The 20,748-nt window shown below is 63.8% G+C and carries 16 protein-coding genes and 1 pseudogene; 8 read left to right on the forward strand and 9 right to left on the reverse strand.

Features of this window, described 5'->3' with window-relative positions; genetic code table 11:
* Window positions 1-855: 855 nt before the first annotated feature.
* The 4 genes and pseudogenes from HCU76_RS37055 to HCU76_RS35325 all read left to right on the forward strand — a co-directional run.
* Window positions 856-990: pseudogene (locus HCU76_RS37055) on the forward strand (biotin/lipoyl-containing protein); the annotation flags it as partial.
* Window positions 987-1,502: a VOC family protein gene (locus HCU76_RS35315; RefSeq protein WP_218511927.1), complete on the forward strand. Its 516-nt coding sequence runs from the start codon at window positions 987-989 to the stop codon at window positions 1,500-1,502. The pseudogene HCU76_RS37055 and the gene HCU76_RS35315, both read left to right, overlap by 4 nt.
* A gap of 55 nt (window positions 1,503-1,557) precedes the next feature.
* Entirely contained in the window at window positions 1,558-2,805 is a 1,248-nt protein-coding gene (locus HCU76_RS35320; RefSeq protein ID WP_218511928.1) for a multidrug effflux MFS transporter, read from the forward strand.
* A 350-nt stretch (window positions 2,806-3,155) separates the two neighbouring features.
* On the forward strand, window positions 3,156-3,569 hold the full coding sequence (locus HCU76_RS35325; protein WP_213959779.1) for a hypothetical protein: 414 nt from the start codon (window positions 3,156-3,158) through the stop codon (window positions 3,567-3,569).
* Between the two features lie 228 nt (window positions 3,570-3,797).
* Here the strand turns inward: HCU76_RS35325 and HCU76_RS35330 are convergent, their stop codons facing one another.
* The 3 genes from HCU76_RS35330 to HCU76_RS35340 all read right to left on the reverse strand — a co-directional run bounded on the left by HCU76_RS35330 (window position 3,798) and on the right by HCU76_RS35340 (window position 8,185).
* On the reverse strand, window positions 3,798-4,040 hold the full coding sequence (locus HCU76_RS35330) for a GlsB/YeaQ/YmgE family stress response membrane protein (RefSeq protein ID WP_213959780.1): 243 nt from the start codon (window positions 4,038-4,040) through the stop codon (window positions 3,798-3,800).
* A 131-nt stretch (window positions 4,041-4,171) separates the two neighbouring features.
* Window positions 4,172-6,559: a penicillin-binding protein 1A gene (locus tag HCU76_RS35335; RefSeq protein ID WP_218511929.1), complete on the reverse strand. Its 2,388-nt coding sequence runs from the start codon at window positions 6,557-6,559 to the stop codon at window positions 4,172-4,174.
* 207 nt (window positions 6,560-6,766) lie between these two features.
* The gene (locus HCU76_RS35340; protein ID WP_213959782.1) at window positions 6,767-8,185 is read right to left on the reverse strand and encodes a hypothetical protein; all 1,419 of its coding nucleotides are present in this window, start codon (window positions 8,183-8,185) and stop codon (window positions 6,767-6,769) included.
* A gap of 128 nt (window positions 8,186-8,313) precedes the next feature.
* On the opposite strand from HCU76_RS35340, the gene HCU76_RS37435 reads away from it, so the two are divergent.
* From HCU76_RS37435 to HCU76_RS35360, 4 genes are all read left to right on the forward strand, one after another.
* Window positions 8,314-9,021, forward strand: a complete 708-nt coding sequence (locus tag HCU76_RS37435) for a Crp/Fnr family transcriptional regulator (RefSeq protein WP_218511930.1) — start codon at window positions 8,314-8,316, stop codon at window positions 9,019-9,021.
* 830 nt (window positions 9,022-9,851) lie between these two features.
* Window positions 9,852-11,006: a S9 family peptidase gene (locus tag HCU76_RS35350; RefSeq protein WP_218511931.1), complete on the forward strand. Its 1,155-nt coding sequence runs from the start codon at window positions 9,852-9,854 to the stop codon at window positions 11,004-11,006.
* A gap of 477 nt (window positions 11,007-11,483) precedes the next feature.
* Entirely contained in the window at window positions 11,484-12,515 is a 1,032-nt protein-coding gene (locus tag HCU76_RS35355; RefSeq protein WP_218511932.1) for an ABC transporter substrate-binding protein, read from the forward strand.
* 10 nt (window positions 12,516-12,525) lie between these two features.
* Window positions 12,526-14,598 carry a PQQ-binding-like beta-propeller repeat protein gene (locus HCU76_RS35360; RefSeq protein WP_218511933.1) on the forward strand — a complete coding sequence of 691 codons (2,073 nt, stop codon included), beginning with the start codon at window positions 12,526-12,528 and terminating at the stop codon, window positions 14,596-14,598.
* Between the two features lie 589 nt (window positions 14,599-15,187).
* Here HCU76_RS35360 and HCU76_RS35365 read toward each other — a convergent pair.
* From HCU76_RS35365 to HCU76_RS35390, 6 genes are all read right to left on the reverse strand, one after another.
* Window positions 15,188-16,174, reverse strand: a complete 987-nt coding sequence (locus tag HCU76_RS35365; protein WP_218511934.1) for an ABC transporter substrate-binding protein — start codon at window positions 16,172-16,174, stop codon at window positions 15,188-15,190.
* A 496-nt stretch (window positions 16,175-16,670) separates the two neighbouring features.
* A complete protein-coding gene (locus tag HCU76_RS35370; RefSeq protein ID WP_218511935.1) occupies window positions 16,671-17,729 on the reverse strand; it encodes a methyltransferase in 1,059 nt (352 codons plus the stop codon).
* A 116-nt stretch (window positions 17,730-17,845) separates the two neighbouring features.
* Window positions 17,846-18,697 carry an N-acyl homoserine lactonase family protein gene (locus HCU76_RS35375; protein ID WP_256354726.1) on the reverse strand — a complete coding sequence of 284 codons (852 nt, stop codon included), beginning with the start codon at window positions 18,695-18,697 and terminating at the stop codon, window positions 17,846-17,848.
* A gap of 374 nt (window positions 18,698-19,071) precedes the next feature.
* Window positions 19,072-19,716: a 3-oxoacid CoA-transferase subunit B gene (locus tag HCU76_RS35380; protein WP_213959791.1), complete on the reverse strand. Its 645-nt coding sequence runs from the start codon at window positions 19,714-19,716 to the stop codon at window positions 19,072-19,074.
* 1 nt (window position 19,717) lies between these two features.
* Complete coding sequence (locus HCU76_RS35385) at window positions 19,718-20,428, reverse strand: CoA transferase subunit A (protein WP_213959792.1); 711 nt, start codon at window positions 20,426-20,428, stop codon at window positions 19,718-19,720.
* Between the two features lie 35 nt (window positions 20,429-20,463).
* Entirely contained in the window at window positions 20,464-20,673 is a 210-nt protein-coding gene (locus tag HCU76_RS35390; protein ID WP_218511936.1) for a hypothetical protein, read from the reverse strand.
* Window positions 20,674-20,748 lie beyond the last annotated feature (75 nt).

Genomic DNA, 20,748 nt, shown 5'->3' on the forward strand with positions numbered 1-20,748 from the left:
GGAGGGCACCCACGACGGTGCGTAGGGCGCGGCCGTGATGATCAGGGGTTGCTGGTTCTCGGGATAGAGGGAGCCGTCGAGGTAGTTCATGGTGTGTGTCTCGGTTTGGATAAGTGAGGTGTTGCGGGCGGTGGGCGAGGGTGGCCTCAGAAGGGCTTGTCGCCCACGATGGCCTCGGTCTCAGCAGTCGATTCGACTTTAGGGATCGCGACGCCCGGACGCTTCGCCAAGAGCGCCACGGATTTCGCTTTTCATGACAGCAGCCGGCCTGCCCATGCGTCCGACACAGTCTTGTGCGATTCGCGGAACCCCCGCGTCAGGCGCAGAGCTTGAAAGTCGCGGCGACGCAATGGCGGTCGTCGCCAATGCACCTCGTCACCAGCGCGTAGCGACGGCCTGGCTCAGGAATTCGGCGATGCCTTCGCCATGAGGGTCGCGCCGATCGGATGGCCGGGTGAGATGTGCGGGCGGTGCGGACCACGAAGATGTCGCGAGAAGCCGCGCATACGAAAAGGCCCAGGCTCGCCCTCTCTGACAGGGGCTGGCACCAAAAGCGAAATGCATGTCGCCAATTGCGATACAGCCTTCGAGCGCCTGCGGGAGCATCGGTTGGTGGCGCCCTGACGGGTGCGCCAGGCTGCAGAAGCACTCCTGCGGGACAGCTTTTTCCAACCCTCTTTCAGAACAAGACCAATGACGCTGAGACCCTGGATTTCTTCGTACGGCGACGTGCCCGCGCAAATCAACGCCGATGCCTACGGCTCCATCGTGGAACTGCTCGAGCAGGCAATGGCGCGCTACAGCGACAAGACCGCCTTCCTGCATGAGCTGCACATCGGCGAGCGCGAGCGTGTCGGGAAGCTGGCCGTCATCGAGGCGATGAAGATGGACAACGTGCTGTTTGCCTCTCGGGACGGCGTGGTCGGCACGATCTCGGCGGACAAGGGCGAGTCGTTCGCGGTGGACCAGGTGATCCTGGAGTTTGCATGACCGGCACCCAACGTCCATTCAAGGTGCTGGGTGTCCAGCAGATCGCGATAGGGGGCCCCGACAAGCAGCGACTGCAGAAGCTCTGGGTACGCATGCTGGGGCTGGAGGTCACGGGCCGCTTCCGCAGCGAGCGCGAGAACGTCGACGAAGATATCTGCGCCATCGGCAGCGGTCCGTTCAAGGTCGAGGTCGACCTGATGCAGCCGCTGGACCCCGACAAGAAGCCCGCGGTGCACGCGACACCACTCAATCACATCGGTTTGTGGATCGACGATTTGCCGGTGGCCGTCGAATGGCTGACCGCGAAGGGCGTGCGATTCGCACCGGGCGGCATCCGCAAGGGCGCCGGGGGCTTCGACATCTGCTTCCTTCACCCGAAGGCGAATGCGGCGTTTCCGATCGCGGGCGAAGGAGTCCTGATCGAACTCGTGCAGGCGCCGCTGGAGGTGGTTGCTGCGTTCAACGCGCTGTCCCTTAGATCTCACGTGGTCAGCGACGGCGTTCGCGGATAGGACTCGCCAAGCCAGCTTGGCATGTTCTCGACCCGCGGCTGTTCAGGAAAGACCCATGCCCACTTCATCCATGCCCGGTCACGCGCGCCCCTTGGCGCACCGCACTTCCCTGCAAGCGGTCCTGTTGCTGGGCAGCATGGGCGTGCTGGCGTCCCTCTGGTCGGACATGCTGTTTCCCGCGATGGTGTCCATCCAGCAGGATCTGCAGGCCTCTGCCACCGCCGTACAGCAAACCGTTTCGCTGTTCTTTGTAGCCAATGCCTTCATGTGTCTGTGGCATGGCGTGATTTCCGACGCCTGGGGACGGCGCAAGCCGCTGCTCATCGGCCTGGTCGTGCTGGTGCTGACCTCGCTGCTGAGCTTGCTGGCCACCCGCATAGAGCACTTGTGGATCCTGCGCACGGTGCAGGGCCTGGTCGTCGGCCTGGGCCATGTCCTGTGCCGCGCTGTCATACGGGATCTGTACAGCGGCGAGGGCGCACAAAAGATGATTGCCCACACCAGCCTGCTTCAAACGGCCGGCCCCATCATCTTGCCCATGCTCGGGGGCTGGCTGACGTGGATGTGGGGCTGGCGTGCGCTGTTTGCGTTCCTCGCCGCGGTGGGCATGGTGATGCTCCTGGTCTATGCGCGCAAGCTGCCCGAATCGCTGCCGCCGGAACGACGCCAAGCCGTACGCCTGGGCAGCCTGTGGCGAAACTACCGCCTGGTGCTGGGCTCGCCCTGGTTCATGCGCCTGAGCGTGGCGCACGCCTGCAACTGGGCGGCCATGTACCTCTATGTGGCGGCGGGTCCCCGGCTCGTGACGCATCTGCTGGGGCGCCCGCCCACCGACGTCTACCTGGTCTTCACGCCGATGATGGTGGGGCTGATCGCCGGCTTCCTGTGCCTGCCGCGCGTGCTGCAACGCTGGGGCACGCGACACACCATGTACCTTGCCTACCTGGGATTTGTCTTCGTCAGCGTGCTCAACGCCGCCCTGTCCGCATTGGTGCCGCCCGGACTGATGCACTTGCTGCCGATCGCGGCCTACGCCTTCGCGGTCGCCCTGTCGATGCCGCTGCTCGTGGGCCATGCGCTGCATCCCTTTCCGCACAATGCCGGTCTGGCCGCGTCCTGCCAGCTGTTCCTGCAGTACAGCATGATGGCGGTGGTGGCCGGTCTGCTCGCACCTTTGCTGTGGAATTCGCTGTGGCACCTGGCCCTGGGCTGTGCCGTGCTGACCGGCATCGGCATGGCGTTGCTGCTGTGGCAGCGCTACGCCACCTGGAAGGCGCAAGGGGCGGCTGTTACCGCGGCCTGAATTTCTCCTCCATCCATCGGGTCTTCCTGGCGTGCTCAAACAACTGAGCATCATCGTCACTTAAGGGGCGAGCCAGACCAGATGGCAAGGGAAATTCCAGTCAACGTTCGACTTCAGCCAGCGAATTTTCCCTGAGGCCGGCCGATGTTTTCGCTTCATCCGGGGCATGAACTGACAAGCGTCAACGCGCGCGATCGCGACAGGCAGACAATTTTCCCCGCTGGCTCTTTCCCCGCCCAGCGTCAGGTGGGCCTCACCGCTTCTCGGGTTCTATCGCGAGCCCGGCGCCTGGGATCTCAGAAGGGGTATGACACCGATCCTGCGCTGACCGGGATCAGAAGGGAAACTCCATGAAGACGAAGATTCACACCCTGGTAGCCTCGTTTGTTGTCGCTTCCGCCGCCCTCATGGGCGCCGTGGGCACCGCAACAGCAGCCGATGAATGGTTCGTGCTGGGCGAACAGACGATCAAGTCCGCCGATCCCAGCGTGAACATCAAAAGCGCAGGAGGCCGATGGGACAAGGACGTCAAGCAAGTGAAGCTCTCTGCTGAGGGCGCTGATGTGCAGATCTCGCAGATCATCCTCAACTGGGACAACCGCAGAGACGACACATTGAAGGATGTCGGGGTCATGAAGGCAGGCGGACAAACCGCTGCCGCGGATGCGCCAGGACGCAAAGGGCGTCTTACCGGCGTGACGGTCAACTACAAGATTCTTGGTGACAAGCCAACAGCCACCCTCAAGGTCTGGGGACTGGACTGAGCGCGCCGTGACCGCCGACACAGATCCTGCACCACGATTGCGACCTTGATCAAGCTCATCCAACGCACGGGCCGTCGGATCTGATAGCGCCGATACGGGCGCGTCAGCAGCGGCAGATTTCGGTCTGACCCCCGTTCAGCCTGGCCGTTTCCACCGGACGGTGGGGGCGGCTCGATGCTGCGGCCGCGTGGATGCCGAAGGGCCGGCATTGACACGCCGCGCCGGCCGCTATGCGCGTTTGATGCGGCGGACAATGAAGACGAGAACGACCGCACCCACGGTTGCGACGATGAGGCTTCCGACAAGGCCACCACCCAGCGACCGGAAGATGCTGAACAGAAAGCCCCCAAGGACCGCGCCAATGACGCCGGCGATGAGATCACCGATGCGGCCGAAACCGCCGCCCTTGACAAAGGTCCCAGCCAGCCAACCGGCCACGAGGCCGATCACAAGAAACCAAAGAAAGCCCATGGCTACCTCCGATGTCTGGCCGAGACGACCATAAGTTCTGATCGTAGCCCGCTCCCGAAGCGAAAGCGAGAAGGCCAACGGGTCGCGGGCCGCTCGCCGCCACGATGATCGCGCAGTGCGGAGAAAGCGCCCTAGTTGCGGAACATGTCAAGAATCCGGTTGCGCTCGTCTGAAGACAGATCAGGCCTGGTTGACGGCTCCGCCTCGGCTGGCGTGGGTTCGGACATCCCGCCGGGGTAGCCGAGCCCGGTGCCCGGCGCGTAGTCATCGTAGTACCACTCGCCGCCGACATGGACCACCCCTTCGGGCACCTGGAGTTCAGCCACGGGCACACCCTTGATCGCGGTCTCCATGAAGCTGATCCAGATCGGCAGGCTCAGGCTGCTGCCCGTCTCCTTGTCTCCCAGGCTGCGAGGCGTGTCGTACCCCATCCATGCGATCGCGGTCATCGTCGGCTGGAAGCCTGCGAACCAGGTATCGATCGAGTCGTTGGTCGTTCCCGTCTTGCCGTAGATGTCGTCGCGCTTGAACGCCTGATACGCCTTCGCGCCGGTACCGCCCCTGACCACGCTTTGCAGCAGCGTGTCCATGATGAAGGCATTGCGCTGCGGAATGACGCGCATTGTTTCGTTGAGCAGTGGTGGCTGCGGTTCGACCAATATCTTGTCCTTGTGGTCCGTGATGCGCGTGATCAGGTAAGGATTGACGCGATAGCCGCCATTGGCAAACACCGAGTAGGCCGTTGCCATTTGCATCGGCGTGACCGCACCGGCGCCTATCGCCATGGGCAGATAGGCCGGGTGCTTGTCGCGGTCGAAGCCGAAATTCGTGATCCAGTCCTGCGCGTAGCGGATACCGATCGATTGCGCGACGCGAAGCGTGACCATGTTGATGGACTTCATGAGCGCCGTGCGAAGCGGTACCGGTCCAGAGAAAGTGCCTCCATAGTTCTTCGGCGCCCATGGCTGACCGCCTGTCGTGGCTGCATCGAAGTAGAGCGGGGCATCGTTGACCACGGTGGCTGGCGTGAAGCCCTTTTCCAGAGCGGCTGAATAGATAAACGGCTTGAAACTCGAGCCTGGCTGACGCCACGCCTGCGTGACATGATTGAACTTGTTCCTGTTGAAATCGAAGCCGCCCACCATCGCCTTGATGGCGCCGTCACGCGGATCCATCGCGACGAATGCGCCCTCGACCTCGGGTAGCTGGGCAAGTCCCCACAAGTCTTTCGGCGTCTTCGCAAGGCGGACTATCGCTCCACGACGGATCATGATGTTGCGCGGAGCCTTGTCCGCCAAGCCCGACTGGGCAGGCCGCAGCCCGTCTCCGATGACGTGCAAGGTCTCGCCGTTCGCACGGACGGCAATGACCTCCCTGGCACTGGCCGCGAGCACCACTGCAGCAATCAGGTCCCCGTAGTCGGGGTGCGCTGCAAGCGCATCGTCGATCGCGTCCGTGCGCGCCTTCGGATCGTCCGGCAGAGCCACGAATCCTTCGGGTCCACGGTAGGTCTGGCTTCGCTCGTAACCCATGATTCCGTCGCGCAATGCCCTGTAGGCGGCCGATTGGTCGTCCGCAGAAATCGAGGTGTAGACCTTGAGTCCCCGAGCGTAGGTGGCGTCGCCATACTGCGCATAGATCAACTGGCGCACAGCTTCGGCTACATATTCGGCATGCAGTCGAACGGGGTTTGGGGCATCGCGCAGATGAAGCTCCTCTTGTCTGGCCTGCGCTGCCTGCTCAGGCGTGATGAAGCCGTTCTCCTGCATTCGATCGATCACATAGAGCTGCCGTTCTCGAGCCCGTGCGGAATTGTTGACCGGGTTGTTGGCACCGGGCGCCTTGGGCAAACCCGCCAGCATCGCGGCTTGTGCGATCGAGATGTCAGTGAGCGGCTTGGCGAAATAGGCCTCCGAGGCCGCGGCGAAGCCGTACGCCCGCTTGCCCAGAAAGACCTGGTTCAGATAGATCTCGAAGATCTGATCCTTGGAGAGGAGTTGCTCCAGTTTGAAGGTGAGCAGGACCTCGTAGACCTTGCGGGTAATCGTTTTCTCCGAAGTCAGGTACGCGTTGCGTGCCACCTGCATCGTGATGGTTGAGGCGCCCTGGCTCTTGAGTCGGTTCAGATTTGCATACCCGGCGCGCACCATGCTTTTGAAGTCGACCCCATTGTGGTCATAGAAGCGCGCGTCTTCGGCGGCCAGCACTGCGTCCTTCATCAGCTTGGGAATTGTCGAGATCGGCGTGAATTCGCGGCGCTCCTCGCCAAATTCGCCAATCAGAATGCCTTCGGAGGAGAAGACCCGCAGCGGCAGTTTCGGTCGATAGTCCTGAAGCTCGGATATGTCCGGCAGGTTCGGGTAGGCGACCGCGAGTGCGGTCAAGACGACGAATGACACGCCCAGCGCCCCGGCCAAGATCAGCCCTGTGAACCAGAACACCACGCGCAGGAGCCAGGATCGCCAAGATCTTGAAACTGGCTTGTCGGCGTGTTCCGAAATATGCGATCGGTCGGCCATGACAGCATGCAAAAAGGCTCGGTTGCCAAGTGTCGCTGAAATGCCACTGGCCGTATATCCCGAGCAAAGCGGCTTCAGCTCGGCATCCCGAGGCCAGTGGTCCTGCCGCCAGGGCAAGAGCTTGGCTCAGCGAGGCAAAGCCATGCCGATCGGGGAGCCGTGGAAGCCGCCGAGGCCCCGCAGTCAGCCCATTGCGCAGGCGAGCGCTCAACGCTTCTCGATCAGGCAGGGAACAGCGGTCTCGAAGGCCGAAGTCGAAAGGTAGCGGCCACGCGGGAAGTATTCGCCCATGTCTTTCGCTTCGTCACCGGGCTTGCCGACGGCCTGCACCGAATGATTGAAGTTTCCGGTGCCGAGCATGTGGCGGAGTTGCAGGACCGTGACGTCGTCATCTCCCGAACCGTCGCCGTCGTCGGCCATGGGCAGCCACGCGATGCCGCACTGGGGGATGGCGTTGCGCGGACGATCCGCCTTGCGGCTCACGACCAGGGTGTAGAAGCCGTCCGGTCCGACTGGCAGGTTCTCGTCGTGCACGCATTCGTTGACGCGCGTGTTGGCAAATCCCTGGTTGGAGCAGAACGACCAGTAGCGCAAGTCGCCGTCGCCCATCCTGGCATCGCCGCCCAACGTGTGCGGTGTGCTCGGCGCCTTGCCGCGCACGACCAGGACTTTGCCGAGCTTGCGATTGAGGATGGTGCGGATGTACTGGTTGTCGAGGTTGGGATAGAAGCCGCCCTCGCTGCGCGGTGCATTCGCCGCCGGCGCCTTGCCTGTGTAGATGCCGTAGAGCGCCTCGCGGTCGAGTTGTTGATACCAGGTCGGCGGGTTGGTCGCGGGAAACACCGGCGACTTCTTCGCTGCCGCGGACAGAAGCTCGTGATACTTGCCCATCGGCACGGCCATCGCGGCCGGATCCAATTGCAACTGCTGACGCGTGCGCAAGGCCCCGCAGGCCTCGGCGCCGCGCAGCACCCTGCCGTCCGCCATCGTCAGCACGGGGGTCGGCAGGCCGGTGTTGCCGGTCTCGTCGGCGCCCTTGTCGCGAGCGTAGATGCGATAGAGCACCGTCTGCTGGCCAGGTGCCGAACCGTACTTCGGCGCGTGCAGCCGGTCGCGGTGCTGGCCTTGCAGATTCATGCCACTCTGCTGCCTGGCGTCGGGACGCCCGTCGACGATCTCCAGGCTGTAGTTGCGCTGCGTGGCCTGACGGTCGGCGCCAGACAGAAACGGGTTGGTCGAGCCGGCACTCGGCGCCACCAGATAGTCGGCCACCGACTCGATCGGGCGCCCCGCTTCGTCGTAGCTGATGAACGACATATAGCGCGAATGGGGGAAGCTGCCTTCGAGCGTGAGCCTTGCGTCGGCCGGTACGGTGAAGACGGCAGCCCAATAGAACGTTGCCGTGTCAGGGTAGGCAATGTTGATGTAGGGATCGCCGCTGGCCGGGCCACGGGCCCAGAAGCATGTGCGCGGACCGGGGATCGGGTCCTTGCCCTCGGCTGCCGATGCCAGGGCATCTGCAAGCAGCTTGTCCTGCGGAAGTATCTGTGCATCCGCCGGCGCGACGAATGCGGAAACTGTCAGGCAAGCCGCGGCCAGCCAGGACGAAATCGCATGGTGTTTCATTGAGGTCTCCGGTTCGAGGTGTCGCGCTGCGAAGATGCCGGGATGGCATTCCGATCGCGTGCCGGATGCTAGGATTTCAAGCGCCGCGGAATTGTCGGAATTCCGACCAAGAACAGGATTCGTCACACGTGGCTGACCGCAAATCGAGCGTCGACGTTGAGGCGCTGCTCAAGCGCACCGCGTTTTTTTCCGAATTGCCGCCTGAGGACTTCGCGCGGCTGCTGGCCGTTGCCAAGGTCGAGACCTTCGATACCCGCGTGCTGCTCAGTGCGGGTGGAACGCCGATGAGGTGGCTGCGCCTCGTGGTCCGCGGCTACATCGAGATCGTGGCTCGCCGGGCGTCCGGCGAAGAAGTGGCGCTGGCAGACATCGGACGCGGCGGCTGGGCGTCGTGGGCCGGCTGCTTCGTCGACGAGCCTTCGGACTACGACTTCTACTGTTCCGGCGACGCCTGCTTTGTCGCGCTGCCGACGGCCTCGGTGCGCGCCGCTGCGCAAGCGCATCCGGAGATCTATCGCCTGGTCATTGGCCAGATGGGGACGCGGTTGCGACAGTTGATGGAGTGGACGGCGGAATCAGTGATGCTGGGTCCCGAGCAACGGATGGCCAAGCTGATCCATCTGCTTGCACGCACGCATGGCATCGACACGAATTCGGGCACGCTGCCTGTCACGCAGGCGCGGCTTGCGAGCTTGGCGCGATGCTCCAGGCAGTCCGCCAACCTGCTGCTCAAGGCGCTGGAGCATCGCGGGCTGATCCGTACGGCATACGGGCGATTCGAAATCGACGACATGACGCGGCTCGCAGCCTTCATCCAGGCGGACCGCCAGGAGTGAGTTGGGTTACACCGAACTGCGCCCCGGAAGGATGTCCGAAGCCAATACCGCGACGCCAGCCAACCAGCGCTCCCGCCTTCACGCCATGCCGTAGAAGCGGGCGAAGTACCTCCGCAGCACTGCGATCGGAATCGCACACTTGAATCGAGGATGGCACGCGCCAGCTGTCGGAAGTCGCAGAGCTGCTGGCCGGGCTGCGCAGTGCTTCTCGCGTGTCGGGGCGGTTCTGCAGCGTGAGCAGCCGTAGACTGCGGCTCTGGCTACTGCCGTAGCCGGCCATCAGGAGTCACTGCCCGCCGGCAGCTTCGGGGCAACCCAGCCGGCCCGGTGCATGCCGACGGCCCCGCGGGAACCTGCCTGCTACGGCTCCAGCCGCAGCAGGGCGCCGATGAATATATCGCCCTGCCAACCGGGGTAGCGGGTACCTGAGAGGAACGCCACGGCTGGGCGCCATCGACACCGGCGCCCAGCCTTTGCCCTGCAGTGCGGCCGCCGCCGAAGCTGCTCGGCTGCCGGCCCACCGTCACCGGCCTGGACACCGTCAGACTGATCGGCAGCGTCCACGGCCTGGCGTTCCAGTCGTCGGTTGACTCGGTATCGGACGCGAAGGTCCAGGCGGTGACGTAGCTAAGATCGGCCGGCGGTGTACACCGGCCTGATGACAAATCGCCGCAGCGGCGGGATCTGCAAATCCCGTGCTGCGTCCCGCGACTTGAACAAACAACAAGGAGACCACCGTGCTCAAACCATCATCACTTCGCCGTTTTCCGATACGGCTCGCGACGTGCAGCGCGTTCGCGGCACTGGGGCTGCTAAGCGGCTGTTCCAGCTTGACGGCATCACCCGGCACGTCGTCGATCGCCCAGGGTCCGGCAGGTCTGGCGTTCTACCAGCCGCCCACGCCGCTGCCGACCGGCAGGCCCGGCGACGTCATCTGGGCGCGGCCGGTGACCAACGACGCAACGCTGCCCTCGGCGGCGCAGAACTGGCTGGTGCTGTACCGTTCGACCAACATTGCCGGCCAGCCCGTGGCCGTCTCTGGCACCGTGGCGATCCCGAAGGGCACGCCGCCGGCAGGTGGCTGGCCGGTGATCAGCTGGACGCACGGCACCACGGGCATCGCCGACATCTGCGCACCCTCGCGCAACGACAGCACGTTTCCGGCGCGCGGCTACGTCAACCTGATGAATGCCACCCTGGACCAGTGGGTAGCCAAGGGCTATGCGGTAGTCCAGAGCGACTACGAAGGACTGGGCACGCCCGGAACCCACCCGTATCTGGTGATGGACTCTGAGGCGCGCGACGCTGTGGACATGGTGCGCGCGGCGCGCCAGATCAGCCCCGCGCTCAGCCGCGACTGGCTGGTGATGGGCCATTCGCAGGGTGGCGGTGCGGCGGCGTACACCGGGTACATGGGGCCGGTGTACGGGCAGGAGCTGAACCTCAAGGGTGCCATCGCCATCTCGCCATCCTCACATCTCAGCCTGCTGGTGCAACTGGCGGAGAAGAAGCCGGAGCAGCCCAGCTCTCCCTATGGCACGCTGCTGTTCCACAGCGCCGCAGCGACGGCACCGGGCGTCAATTTAGCTGAGCTGCTGACGCCGACCGGACGGCAAGTCGACAGCCAGGTCGAGTCCAAGTGCGTCGACGATCTGCGCAACACCTACAAGATCGGCGAGGTGCTGAACATGAATGCCGACTTCCGCGCCCTGAACGGCGCCCTGGCGACGCTCATGGACACACAGAACGCACGCCCGTCCGTGCCCGTGCTGGTGCTGCAGGCCGACCAGGATGAGGCGGTGCCCAATCCAATCACCGACCTTCTAGTAGCGCGCTACAAGGTGCTCGGCGTGCCGGTGGACTACCGCATCTACCACATCACCGACAAGCGTGGCGCGCCATCCAACCATCAGGCCACCGTCGCTTACTCGCTGCCCGACGCCATGGCCTGGGCCGCGCAGCTCCTGCCACCCGGTCGGCCGTAACGGCCGCTGAAGGCCCAGCGGGATGATGTCGCCACGCCCAGGGACTGAAGTCCAGACCTCCCCCTCGCGCCGCTGACGCCGGGGCGGTCGCCCTCGATGGCGGCTGTGTAGAGTCGGACTGAACCGGCTCTCGACCATCACCAGCCATTCAATGTGGTTGCCAGAAGCAGCCGGTCGACGCCGCTCTCAACGCATTCTTGGCGCAACCCTGAGGATGGACCGCGTTGGGTGCACAAACCCCCCGCGCTTTCCACGATGATCTGCGCGCAAGCAATGCAGTGACTTGCGTTAAACAGGCGTGGGCTCACCACACCTATTCGGTGTTGCAGGACCGAGTTCGCGTCCACAGTCTGGTTGATGACAGCAGTCGGCCCGGGGAGTACATTGAATCGCCTTGGCATCGAAGCGCAGATGTCGCAGCTCCCTGTAGGCCGAAGCCCGTGCGCTGGTGGATCTGTGGTTGTACGGAGAGCAGGCATGGATGGCATCGAACGCGGTATCAGAGCGAAGCTGCGACGGGCGGTCGGCTCCATCGTACTGATGATGATCGCGGCGACCGGCACGGCTGATGCGCTGGCGCAGATTCCTGCGCGACCCGCCCGGATCGGATTTGTCGGGCCTGGTTTCGACGAATCGCACATGCGCAGCTATTCCATCTGGAGATCGCTATTGGCTGGCTTGGCAAATCAAGGCCTGGTCGAGGGGCGAGACTTCACGCTCGATCTGCGCTTTACCGAAGGGCGTCCGGAGCGATTCGAGCCGCTGACTCAGGAACTGGTCAAGTCCTCGGTGGATCTGCTCGTGGTGGGGGCCTGTGGTGCTCCGCTCGATGTCGCGCGGCGCGCGACGCAGACGATCCCAATCGTGGTGCCGACCTGCAACGACGATCTGGTCGAGTTGGGCGTCGTCAAAAGCTTCAGCCACCCCGGCGGCAACATCACGGGCATGTCGAAGCAGACGCCTCAACTGACCACCAAGCGTCTTGAACTCCTGCTTCAGGCGGTCCCGGAGGCAAAGCGGATCGCAGTCCTGTGGAACCCGGCCTACTCCGAGTTCAAGGCCGACTGGCGCGAGTTGCGGGGTGCGGCGCGGGTGCTTGGGGTGACCCTGGCGTCGTTCGAATTTCGTCACGCCGAAGATCTTGAGCCGGTCTTCGACGCCATCGCCAGTGAGCGCCTGGATGCGCTATTGATGTTCAGCGATCAACTTGCCTACATCTTCGCTCCGCGCATCGCCAAGCTGGCTCAGGAGAGGCGGCTCCCGACGATGTTCGCGTTCCGAGAGCTGCCCGACGCCGGCGGGCTCATGTCATACGGGCCGAACCTCCCCGGGATGTGGCGTCAGTCGGCCACGCACATCGCGCGCATTCTCCGGGGCGAAAAGGCCGGAGATCTGCCAATTGAGCAACCGACGCTGTTCGAGCTGGTGATCAATCGCAAGGCGGCGAGTGATCTCGGGGTCAAGATCCCGCAATCCTTGCTGTGGCGGGCCGACGCCGTGGTTGACTGAGTGGCCAACCATGAAGCACGAACCCAAGGAAACCAGGCTTTTGGACTTTGCCATTTCTTGGATGCGCAGCAGTGCCGCGCCGGAGGCTTGGCAAGGGCCCATTGCAGACCGTCGGTGTTGGCGGGAGCCGTCATTGGCCGCCGAGGGCATGAATGCTGCAGTTGATCTACCGCGGCGGAGAAGACCCACGCGCCTGGAGAGGTTGTTGTTTCGTGCAGTTTGGGCTCTTGCTGTTGTCGCCGCCTTCAGCTACGCCGCCAGCTGCGCGGCCGCTGAACGCGATGCCGCGATTCTCTACCGCGAGCGCTGCGCCACCTGTCACGATGGCGGGGCGGTGCGCGCGCCGGACCGCACCTCGATGAAGCTGCTGGCACCCGATCGGGTTCGCGCCGCGCTCACCAGCGGGAGCATGGTGGATCAGGCTCGAGGCCTCGCGCCACGCGAACTCGATCTTCTGGTGGCCTACCTCAGCGGCCCCATCGCGCCGACGGTCGAAGCAGCATCCACGCCGCAGTGCAAGGCTGCGCCTCCCGCACTGGACGGCGCCTTCACGCGACCGCGCTGGAACGGCTGGGGCAATGGCATCGAGCAACGCCGCTTCCAGCCTGCCGAGATGTCACGCTTGAGCGTCGCCGAGGTGCCGCATCTAAAGCTGAAGTGGGCGTTCGGCTTCCCCGGTGTATCCCGCGCATACGGCCAGCCCGCGGTGCTGGGCGGGATGCTCTTCGTCGGCAGCGCGGCATCAAAGGTCTATGCACTGGACGCGAAGAGCGGGTGCATCTACTGGGAATTCAGTCCTAAGGCTCCGGTGCGCACCGCGATCAGCGTGGGTCAGGGGCCACGTGGGTTCTCTGTTTACTTTGGCGACCGGCGCGCCAATGCCTACGCGGTGGACGCGACGACCGGCCAGCAAGTCTGGACCCAACTCGTCGACGACCATGCGGCGGCGGTCATCACCGGTGCACCCGTGCTCGACGAAGGCGTGCTCTACGTGCCGGTGGCTTCCAGAGAAGAGGCCACGACGGTGAACTCGGCTAGTACTTGCTGCACCTTCCGCGGCAGCGTGGTGGCCCTCGATGCACCCAGCGGCAAGATCCTGTGGAAGGCATACAGCATCACCGATCTTCCCGCGCCTACGCGCAAGAACGATGCCGGCGTCCAAATGTTCGGACCGGCAGGCGCATCGATTTGGTCCAGCCCCACCATCGACCGCAGCCGCAAGCTCGTCTATGCGACCACAGGCAACAGCTATGCAGACGCAGTTACCGATGGAAGCAACGCCTTTATCGCCTTCAGGCTCGACACCGGCGAGCGTGCTTGGGTGCACCAAGCCACCGAGGGCGACGCATACACGATGGCCTGCAATCTCAGCACTGCTGGCCAGGGCAACTGCCCTCAGGCCAATGGTCCGGATGTCGATTTCGGCAACTCGGCGATCTTGGTCAACCTGCCGGGCGGCCGCCGCGCATTGATTGCAGGCCAGAAATCCGGTGTCGTGCACGCGCTGGATCCCGATCGTAGCGGCGCTTTGATCTGGCGTACCACCGTAGGTGTGGGTGGCAAGCTCGGCGGCGTTCAATGGGGCTCGGCAGCCGATAAGCAGCATGTCTATGTGGCCGTGTCCGACGTGCGCATCGCGCCGGTGGCGCCCAACACGCCGGGCGGGCAGCACACGCCTTTCGGCGTGAACCTGCGAGTGGATCCTGATGCCGGCGGAGGCCTGCTGGCCCTGAAGCTGGCCACTGGCGAAGTGGCGTGGAAGACGCCGCATCCCGGGTGCAAGGGAGTGCCCGGCTGCAGCCCGGCGCAATCGGCCGCCGTCACCGCCATCCCCGGCGTGGTGTTCTCAGGTGGGCTAGATGGCCACCTTCGCGCCTATGCCGCGGACAACGGTAACATCGTCTGGGACGTCGATACCAAGCGTCCCTACACGACAGTCAACGGCGTACCGGGCCAGGGTGGCTCTCTCGACGGGCCCGGTGCGGTCGTGGTCGACGGGATGCTCTACGTGAACTCGGGCTATGCCATTTTCGGCGGCGCGCCGGGCAATGTGTTGCTGGCATTTTCGGTGGATGGCAAGTAGCTGCGCCCGCGGGCGAGGGCGCAGGCGGAACCTGCGTCGCAGCACGACGTGCGTCTCGGAAGCGCCAGAATCACGAAAAACTCGAGACACTGAGGCGGTGCTGTGCCAGGGCAAGGCCACAAACGAGCGTCGACCCGAGCGCGCCGATCGACGCAGGCGGCGCTTCATTGAATCACGCGATCCGCCCGCAACAGCAGCGACTGCGGCATCCTGAGGACTAGCAAGCCCTCTGCATAGGCGCCAGGAGCCCAGGCGACAAGCGCCCCGAAGGTCATACCCCGTACTGCGTTTCGGCGTGTTTCGTTTTCTTGCTCACGTTCAATTCCTCGTTCGGTCTGTGAGAAACGTCATACGCGTCGCGCCCTATGCCTTATTTTGGTTGCGACAGTCGCTTGGACGCACGCGGCCTGCGGTGTGGCTCGCACGCGATCATCAAGATCAAGCCAGCAAATGGCGCCCCCGGCATAGCTTGCAAAAGTCGCCTTTCGCTCGCTCACGAATTTCCGCCGCCCGTTGCGGCCGATCGCAGTTGATTGCGGAAGGGTAGGACTACGTTGCCAAGCCGCCGTAAATCGTCCGGCCGGTTGCATTAACCGATCACGCGATTGGCCCGTAATTCGACGGATTGAGGAAGCCTGACGCCGAGCAAAACGGCAGTCTTGCGATTGATCACGAGTTCGAAATCGGTCGGCCGTTCAATCGGCAGGTCGCCAGGGCTTGCACCTCTGAGAATCTTGTCGACGTAACCCGCCGCGCGTCGCCCCAGCGCGTTCAAGTCGGCACCATAGGCCATCAAGAATCCGGCGTCGGCGAGCAATGTGAGTTCGCTGATTGACGGAAGTCGATGGACAACTGCCAGTTCCGCGATCCGTGATCGATTCGCCACGATCGTATTGGTCGCGATTGCGTAAAGACCTTGTGCCCCGCTGGCGGTCGCGTTCTTGAATGCGGTATCAAAGTCCTCCGGACCCTGCACTTCGAGCGTGAGCAATTGCAGCCCGAGGGCACGAGCGTCCGCGTCCATTCCCGGCCAGTTGAGTTCCGCCGGAGCCATCAAGACGGCAACGCGCGCGAGACCCGGCACCGCTTGCTTGAGCAGCTCGAGCTGCTTCGGTGCGAGCTCGGGGAAAGTCACGGTCAGACCGGTCACATTTCCGCCAGGCCGAGACAGCGTCTTTGCCCATCCCTCGCGGACTGGATCGCTGCCGCCGATCGACACGATGGGCACGGATTTCGTGGTCCTGCGCGCTGCGTCCAGAGGAGCAGGTCCGCCCGCAACAAGGACTTTCACCTTTAGTCGAAGTAGTTCCTCAACTTGGAGTGCCATCACGTCGCGTCGCCCGCCGGCGAATCGAAAATCGAGCCGGATGTTGGTGCCATCTGAGAACCCCAGGGCGGCAAGCCCTTCACGAAGCCCCGCAGTGGGATCCAGGTCAGCCCCCGATGGTGGGGGACCAAAGAAAAGCAGGCCAACACGAGGAAGGGCGACGGGCGCAAGCTCGGCGCGCGACGAAGCAGCGTAGCTCGCCACCAAGATTGCGGTAGTTGCAAGCGCGCGACGACGATGCATGACCATCCTGTACCTTCCACAGAGGGATGACGTCTCGCGGACCATAGCACCGGCCACGCCGATCGCATTTTTTTTGGTCCGGCCTGCGGATTTGCCGGGCGGGGACCGCTTTCCGCTGGTGACCAACCTCCCATTCAATTTTCCGAGCTTCCGGTGATGGCCGGTAGTGTGAGCACGAGGGTCGCGCCAGTGAGCTGACCTCCTAGGTGTCGGCGCGGCCGATCAGAAGTCAGCTGCCCGGCGCGGCTGCAAACTGGCGGTCCCTGCCAGATGGAGTCCTTCGCAAACGACTGCTGTGCGGCAGCCCAACTCCGCCGACAGCGGGACCGCAGCGCGAGATTGCTACGTCGCCGGTCACAGCCGTCCGCGGATCATCGCTGACGCGCACGCGAAGGCAATGACAGCCAGAACTTGCGGCACTAAGTCGGACCCGCACCAGATAAAAAAACTCAACGGAAAGGCGATCTCACCGTGCGAATTCAATCTAGGCTGGCCGACACGACTATCCGGGCAGCGCCTCGATGACTCTAACGGCAGCACTGGTCGACAAGATGCGCTTGAGTACGAAGCCGGATGCCTTCAGGATCTCTTGAAACTCCCCCGCCGTCCGCACGTGGCCTCCGCCACTTCCACCGATGGTGAGCATGATGAGGTCCATCGAAGTAGTGTCCCAGAACCGGTAGGGATCGGGTTCTTCGTCAGCGTTTGGCATGACCCATTCGATGAGAAGCAAAGTCCCGCCGTCAGCCATCGCGGCCCGACAGCGACTGAGAATCGCACGGGCCCTGTCGTCATCCATGTCGATCAGAAAATTGGAAAGGACATATGCATCCGCGCCCGCAGGCACGCCTTCGAGCGCATCGCCACCGATCGCCGAACAACGATCACTCAGGCCGGCGGCCTTGATGTGCTCCCGCGCGCTCTCAACCGCAGCCGGCAAGTCGAATACGATTCCGCGTGGCCCTTGACAGGCCTGCAGAATCGAAATCACCAATGCGCCATTGCCGCCGCCGACATCGATGATCGTGCGGAACTGCGAGAAGTCATACGCAGCGACTGCGGGACCATGTCTGTGCCGAGCCGCGCTCGCCATCGTGCGGTCGAACAATGCACGAGTCTCAGGGTGCTGGGCCAGGTGCCGGTACAGGGGCTGGCCAAAAACTCTTTCGGCCGCCGATTCGCCAGAAGTCACGCTGTGAAGCAGTTCGCCCCACAGGGGAAACAAGACCTCTGCGTTGAAAAGCGCGCGCTGGTGCACCGAGTCAACGCGATCCGATTCCAGTAGCCGACCCATGTCCGTCAAATCGAATCGACCGTCCCCCAGATCCCCGAGTAGACCGCGGCTCACCAGGAAGTTGAAGATACGCTGCAACACCGCCGCGCTGACCCCGGTGGCAGTCGCGATCTCCACAACGTCTTTAGGCTGCTCCTTGAGCAGGTCCGCAATTCCCAGCTTCGCCACGACGTAGATTACTTGGGCAGTCTGCGCGCCGTAGACCATCTGCGACTGGGCCGCGAGCGCCGGCGAAACGATGTTCGGTTGGCTACCTGTTTTGCTCATGGGCACCTCCGTTCAATGGACTCAAGGTCGCTCGCGCAGTTGCAGTCGGCGGTGACGTTCGCGCCCCCGGGAACGTCGAGCCTGACCCTCGCGCACGAGCATGCGCTCTTGTCGCCTTACTCGTAGAACGCGGGCGACAGCCTCTGTCCGTCGCGCTGCGCCTTGTCGTGGTTGATCCAGAGCTGGGCGTTTTCCCTGGCCATGATGTTCGCGATCCGCTCCATCGAGGCGGCAGTCTGCTCCGCATTGAAATTGATCGGAGGAACGCGTCTGTTGTCCCAATTGTCCTTGAAGTGGACGGCATCACCGGAAAGCAGCACAGCGCCGGTTTGGGGTAGCTTCACAAGCACCGATTGGTGCCCCACGGTGTGTCCGGGTGTCGAGATGATGGTGACACTGCTGTCACCGAACACGTCGCGGTCGCCTTCGAGTGCGGTCACCGTTCCGCTGGGCCGGGCCCGAAGGGAGCTTCCGGTCGGGGACTCGTACTCGGCTTTTTGCACCAGCAGCACCGAGTTCGGGAACAGGTTGACATTGCCGATGTGGTCGGGATGGCTATGAGAAACCGGGACGTACTTGATGTCCGACGGCTTCAACCCGAGTTCGTCAATCTGCGCCGCGAGCGTCTTCGGCAGGCGCCAGGTGATCGCGCGCGGGTCCGAGGGTCGTAAGCCGTCGGGCATGGCCGCGACTGAGTCGGCGAGGCCCGTGTCCCAAAGCAGCCAGCCCTGCGCGTGCTTGACGAGGTAGCAGCTGCCGGCGAACGGCATCGACTTGCCCACATTGACGCCCGGCGACCAGCGCGAGATGTCTCCCGCGACGCCTTCGCCACAGTTCAGGACGTAGAGGCGCTGAACGCCTGACAGCCGCGCTTTCGCATCGACGGGCTGAGCGCACGCCTGCAAGAGGGACAGGACCGCTGCGAGACTGGCCACCATCAGCCCGAGACGCCTGATACAGGGCATCATGCTGTTCCCTTTCGTTCGATGCGACGAGGAGAGAACGCTTGTAACAGTTCGCCAGCGAAACGGCAACGAAGTGCGCAGAAGGCGGAGTGTGACTCTCCTCCATCTTGCTAACGTGCGGCGGTCGGCTTCCGGGCCTCGAAATTGAGGATCGGTGGAGCCGCTATGGGCCCATCCTTGCCGGTCGACGCGGCTGGGTGAGCGACAGCACCCAGTCTTGATCGGTAGTAGCCCGCAGACGCGCGACGGACCGTTGATGGCAGTGCGGCGAGAAGTGCCGGCACTGACGGTTCGAGATCAAGTTCATGGCGGCGTGCAGTGGCCGGCGGCCGACGACATTCGCTGCGGGCGCCGGACGATCTCGCCGGCGCAGCGCATCACTGGACTGGAATCAGCTTGCAGCCCGTCTTGCCTTGCAGTTCGTCGAAGCTCACGCCCGGCGCCATCTCGACCACCTTCAGGCCTTCGGGCGTCACGTCCATCACGCCCAGGTCGGTGATGATGCGGTTGACCACGCCCACGCCGGTCAGCGGCAGGGTGCAGGCATCGAGGATCTTCAGGTCGGTGGTGCCGTCCTTCTTCTTCGCGACGTGTTCCATGAGGATGATCACGCGCTTCACGCCGGCCACCAGGTCCATCGCGCCGCCCATGCCCTTGACCATCTTGCCGGGGATCATCCAGTTGGCCAGGTCGCCCTTGGCGCTGACCTGCATCGCGCCCAGGATGCTGAGGTTGATCTTGCCGCCGCGGATCATCGCGAAGCTGTCATGGCTGCCGAAGATCGCGCTGCCGGGCAGCGTGGTCACGGTCTGCTTGCCGGCGTTGATGAGGTCGGCGTCGACCTGGTCCTCTGTCGGGAACGGGCCGATGCCCAGCATGCCGTTCTCGCTCTGCAGCCAGACTTCCTTGTCGCCGACGAAGTTCGCGACCAGGGTCGGGATGCCGATGCCGAGGTTGACGTAGAAGCCGTCTTCGAGTTCCTGCGCCGCACGTGCGGCCATTTGGTCTTGGGTCCAGGGCATGTCAGTCTCCTTTGTTGCTGGTCACGGTGCGCTTCTCGATGCGCTTCTCGGGCGTGGCGTTGAGCACGATCCGGTGCACATAGATGCCTGGCAGGTGGATGTCGTCCGGCGCCAGCTCGCCCACTTCGACGATCTTCTCGACCTCGACGATGCAGACCTTGCCGGCCATTGCGGCAGCCGGATTGAAGTTGCGCGCCGTCAGGCGGAAGCGCAGGTTGCCGGACTTGTCGGCCACGTCCGCCTTGACCAGGGCCACGTCGGGCACCAGCGAGCGCTCCATGACGTAGGTCTCGCCGTCGAACTCGCGCAGTTCCTTGCCTTCCGCGACTTGCGTGCCGACACCGGTCTTGGTGAAGAAGGCCGGGATGCCGGCGCCGCCTGCACGCAGCTTTTCAGCGAGCGTGCCCTGCGGCGTGAATTCCAGCTCCAGTTCGCCCGCGAGGTACTGGCGCTCGAACTCCTTGTTCTCGCCGACGTAGCTCGCGACCATCTTCTTGATCTGCCGTGTCTCCAGCAGCTTGCCGAGGCCGAAGCCGTCGATGCCCGCGTTGTTGGAGATGCAGGTCAGGTCCTTGACGCCCGAATCGTGCAGCGCGTCGATCAGCGCTTCGGGAATGCCGCAGACGCCGAAGCCGCCGACAGCGAGGGATTGGCCGTCGGCCACGATGCCCTTCAGCGCCGCATCGGCGGAGGGATAGATCTTGTTTGCCATGTTGTCTTTGCAGTGGATGGTTGGCAGTCCGGCGCTTAGCGGCGAATCGCAGCGAGGGCGGTGCGGCAGAGATCGCGGTGCGCCGAGGCGAACAGGCCGCGCAATCCCATGACGTGGGCATCCCGGGTGCCCGGGATGTCCCGGTCCGGGAAACCTTCGGGCTCCCATTCGGGACCGTAGGGGGCGCTGGTGACGACGGGCTTGGGCTGGTTGTCGGGGAAGATGGAACCGTTGGGGAACTTCATGGTGGCGTATCTCTGATTTGAAATGGATGAAGGGTCGCAAGCGGGAGGCGAGGGCGACTTCAGAAGGGCGTGTCA

This window comes from Variovorax sp. dw_308, assembly GCF_019207085.1.
Lineage (GTDB): Bacteria > Pseudomonadota > Gammaproteobacteria > Burkholderiales > Burkholderiaceae_C > Variovorax.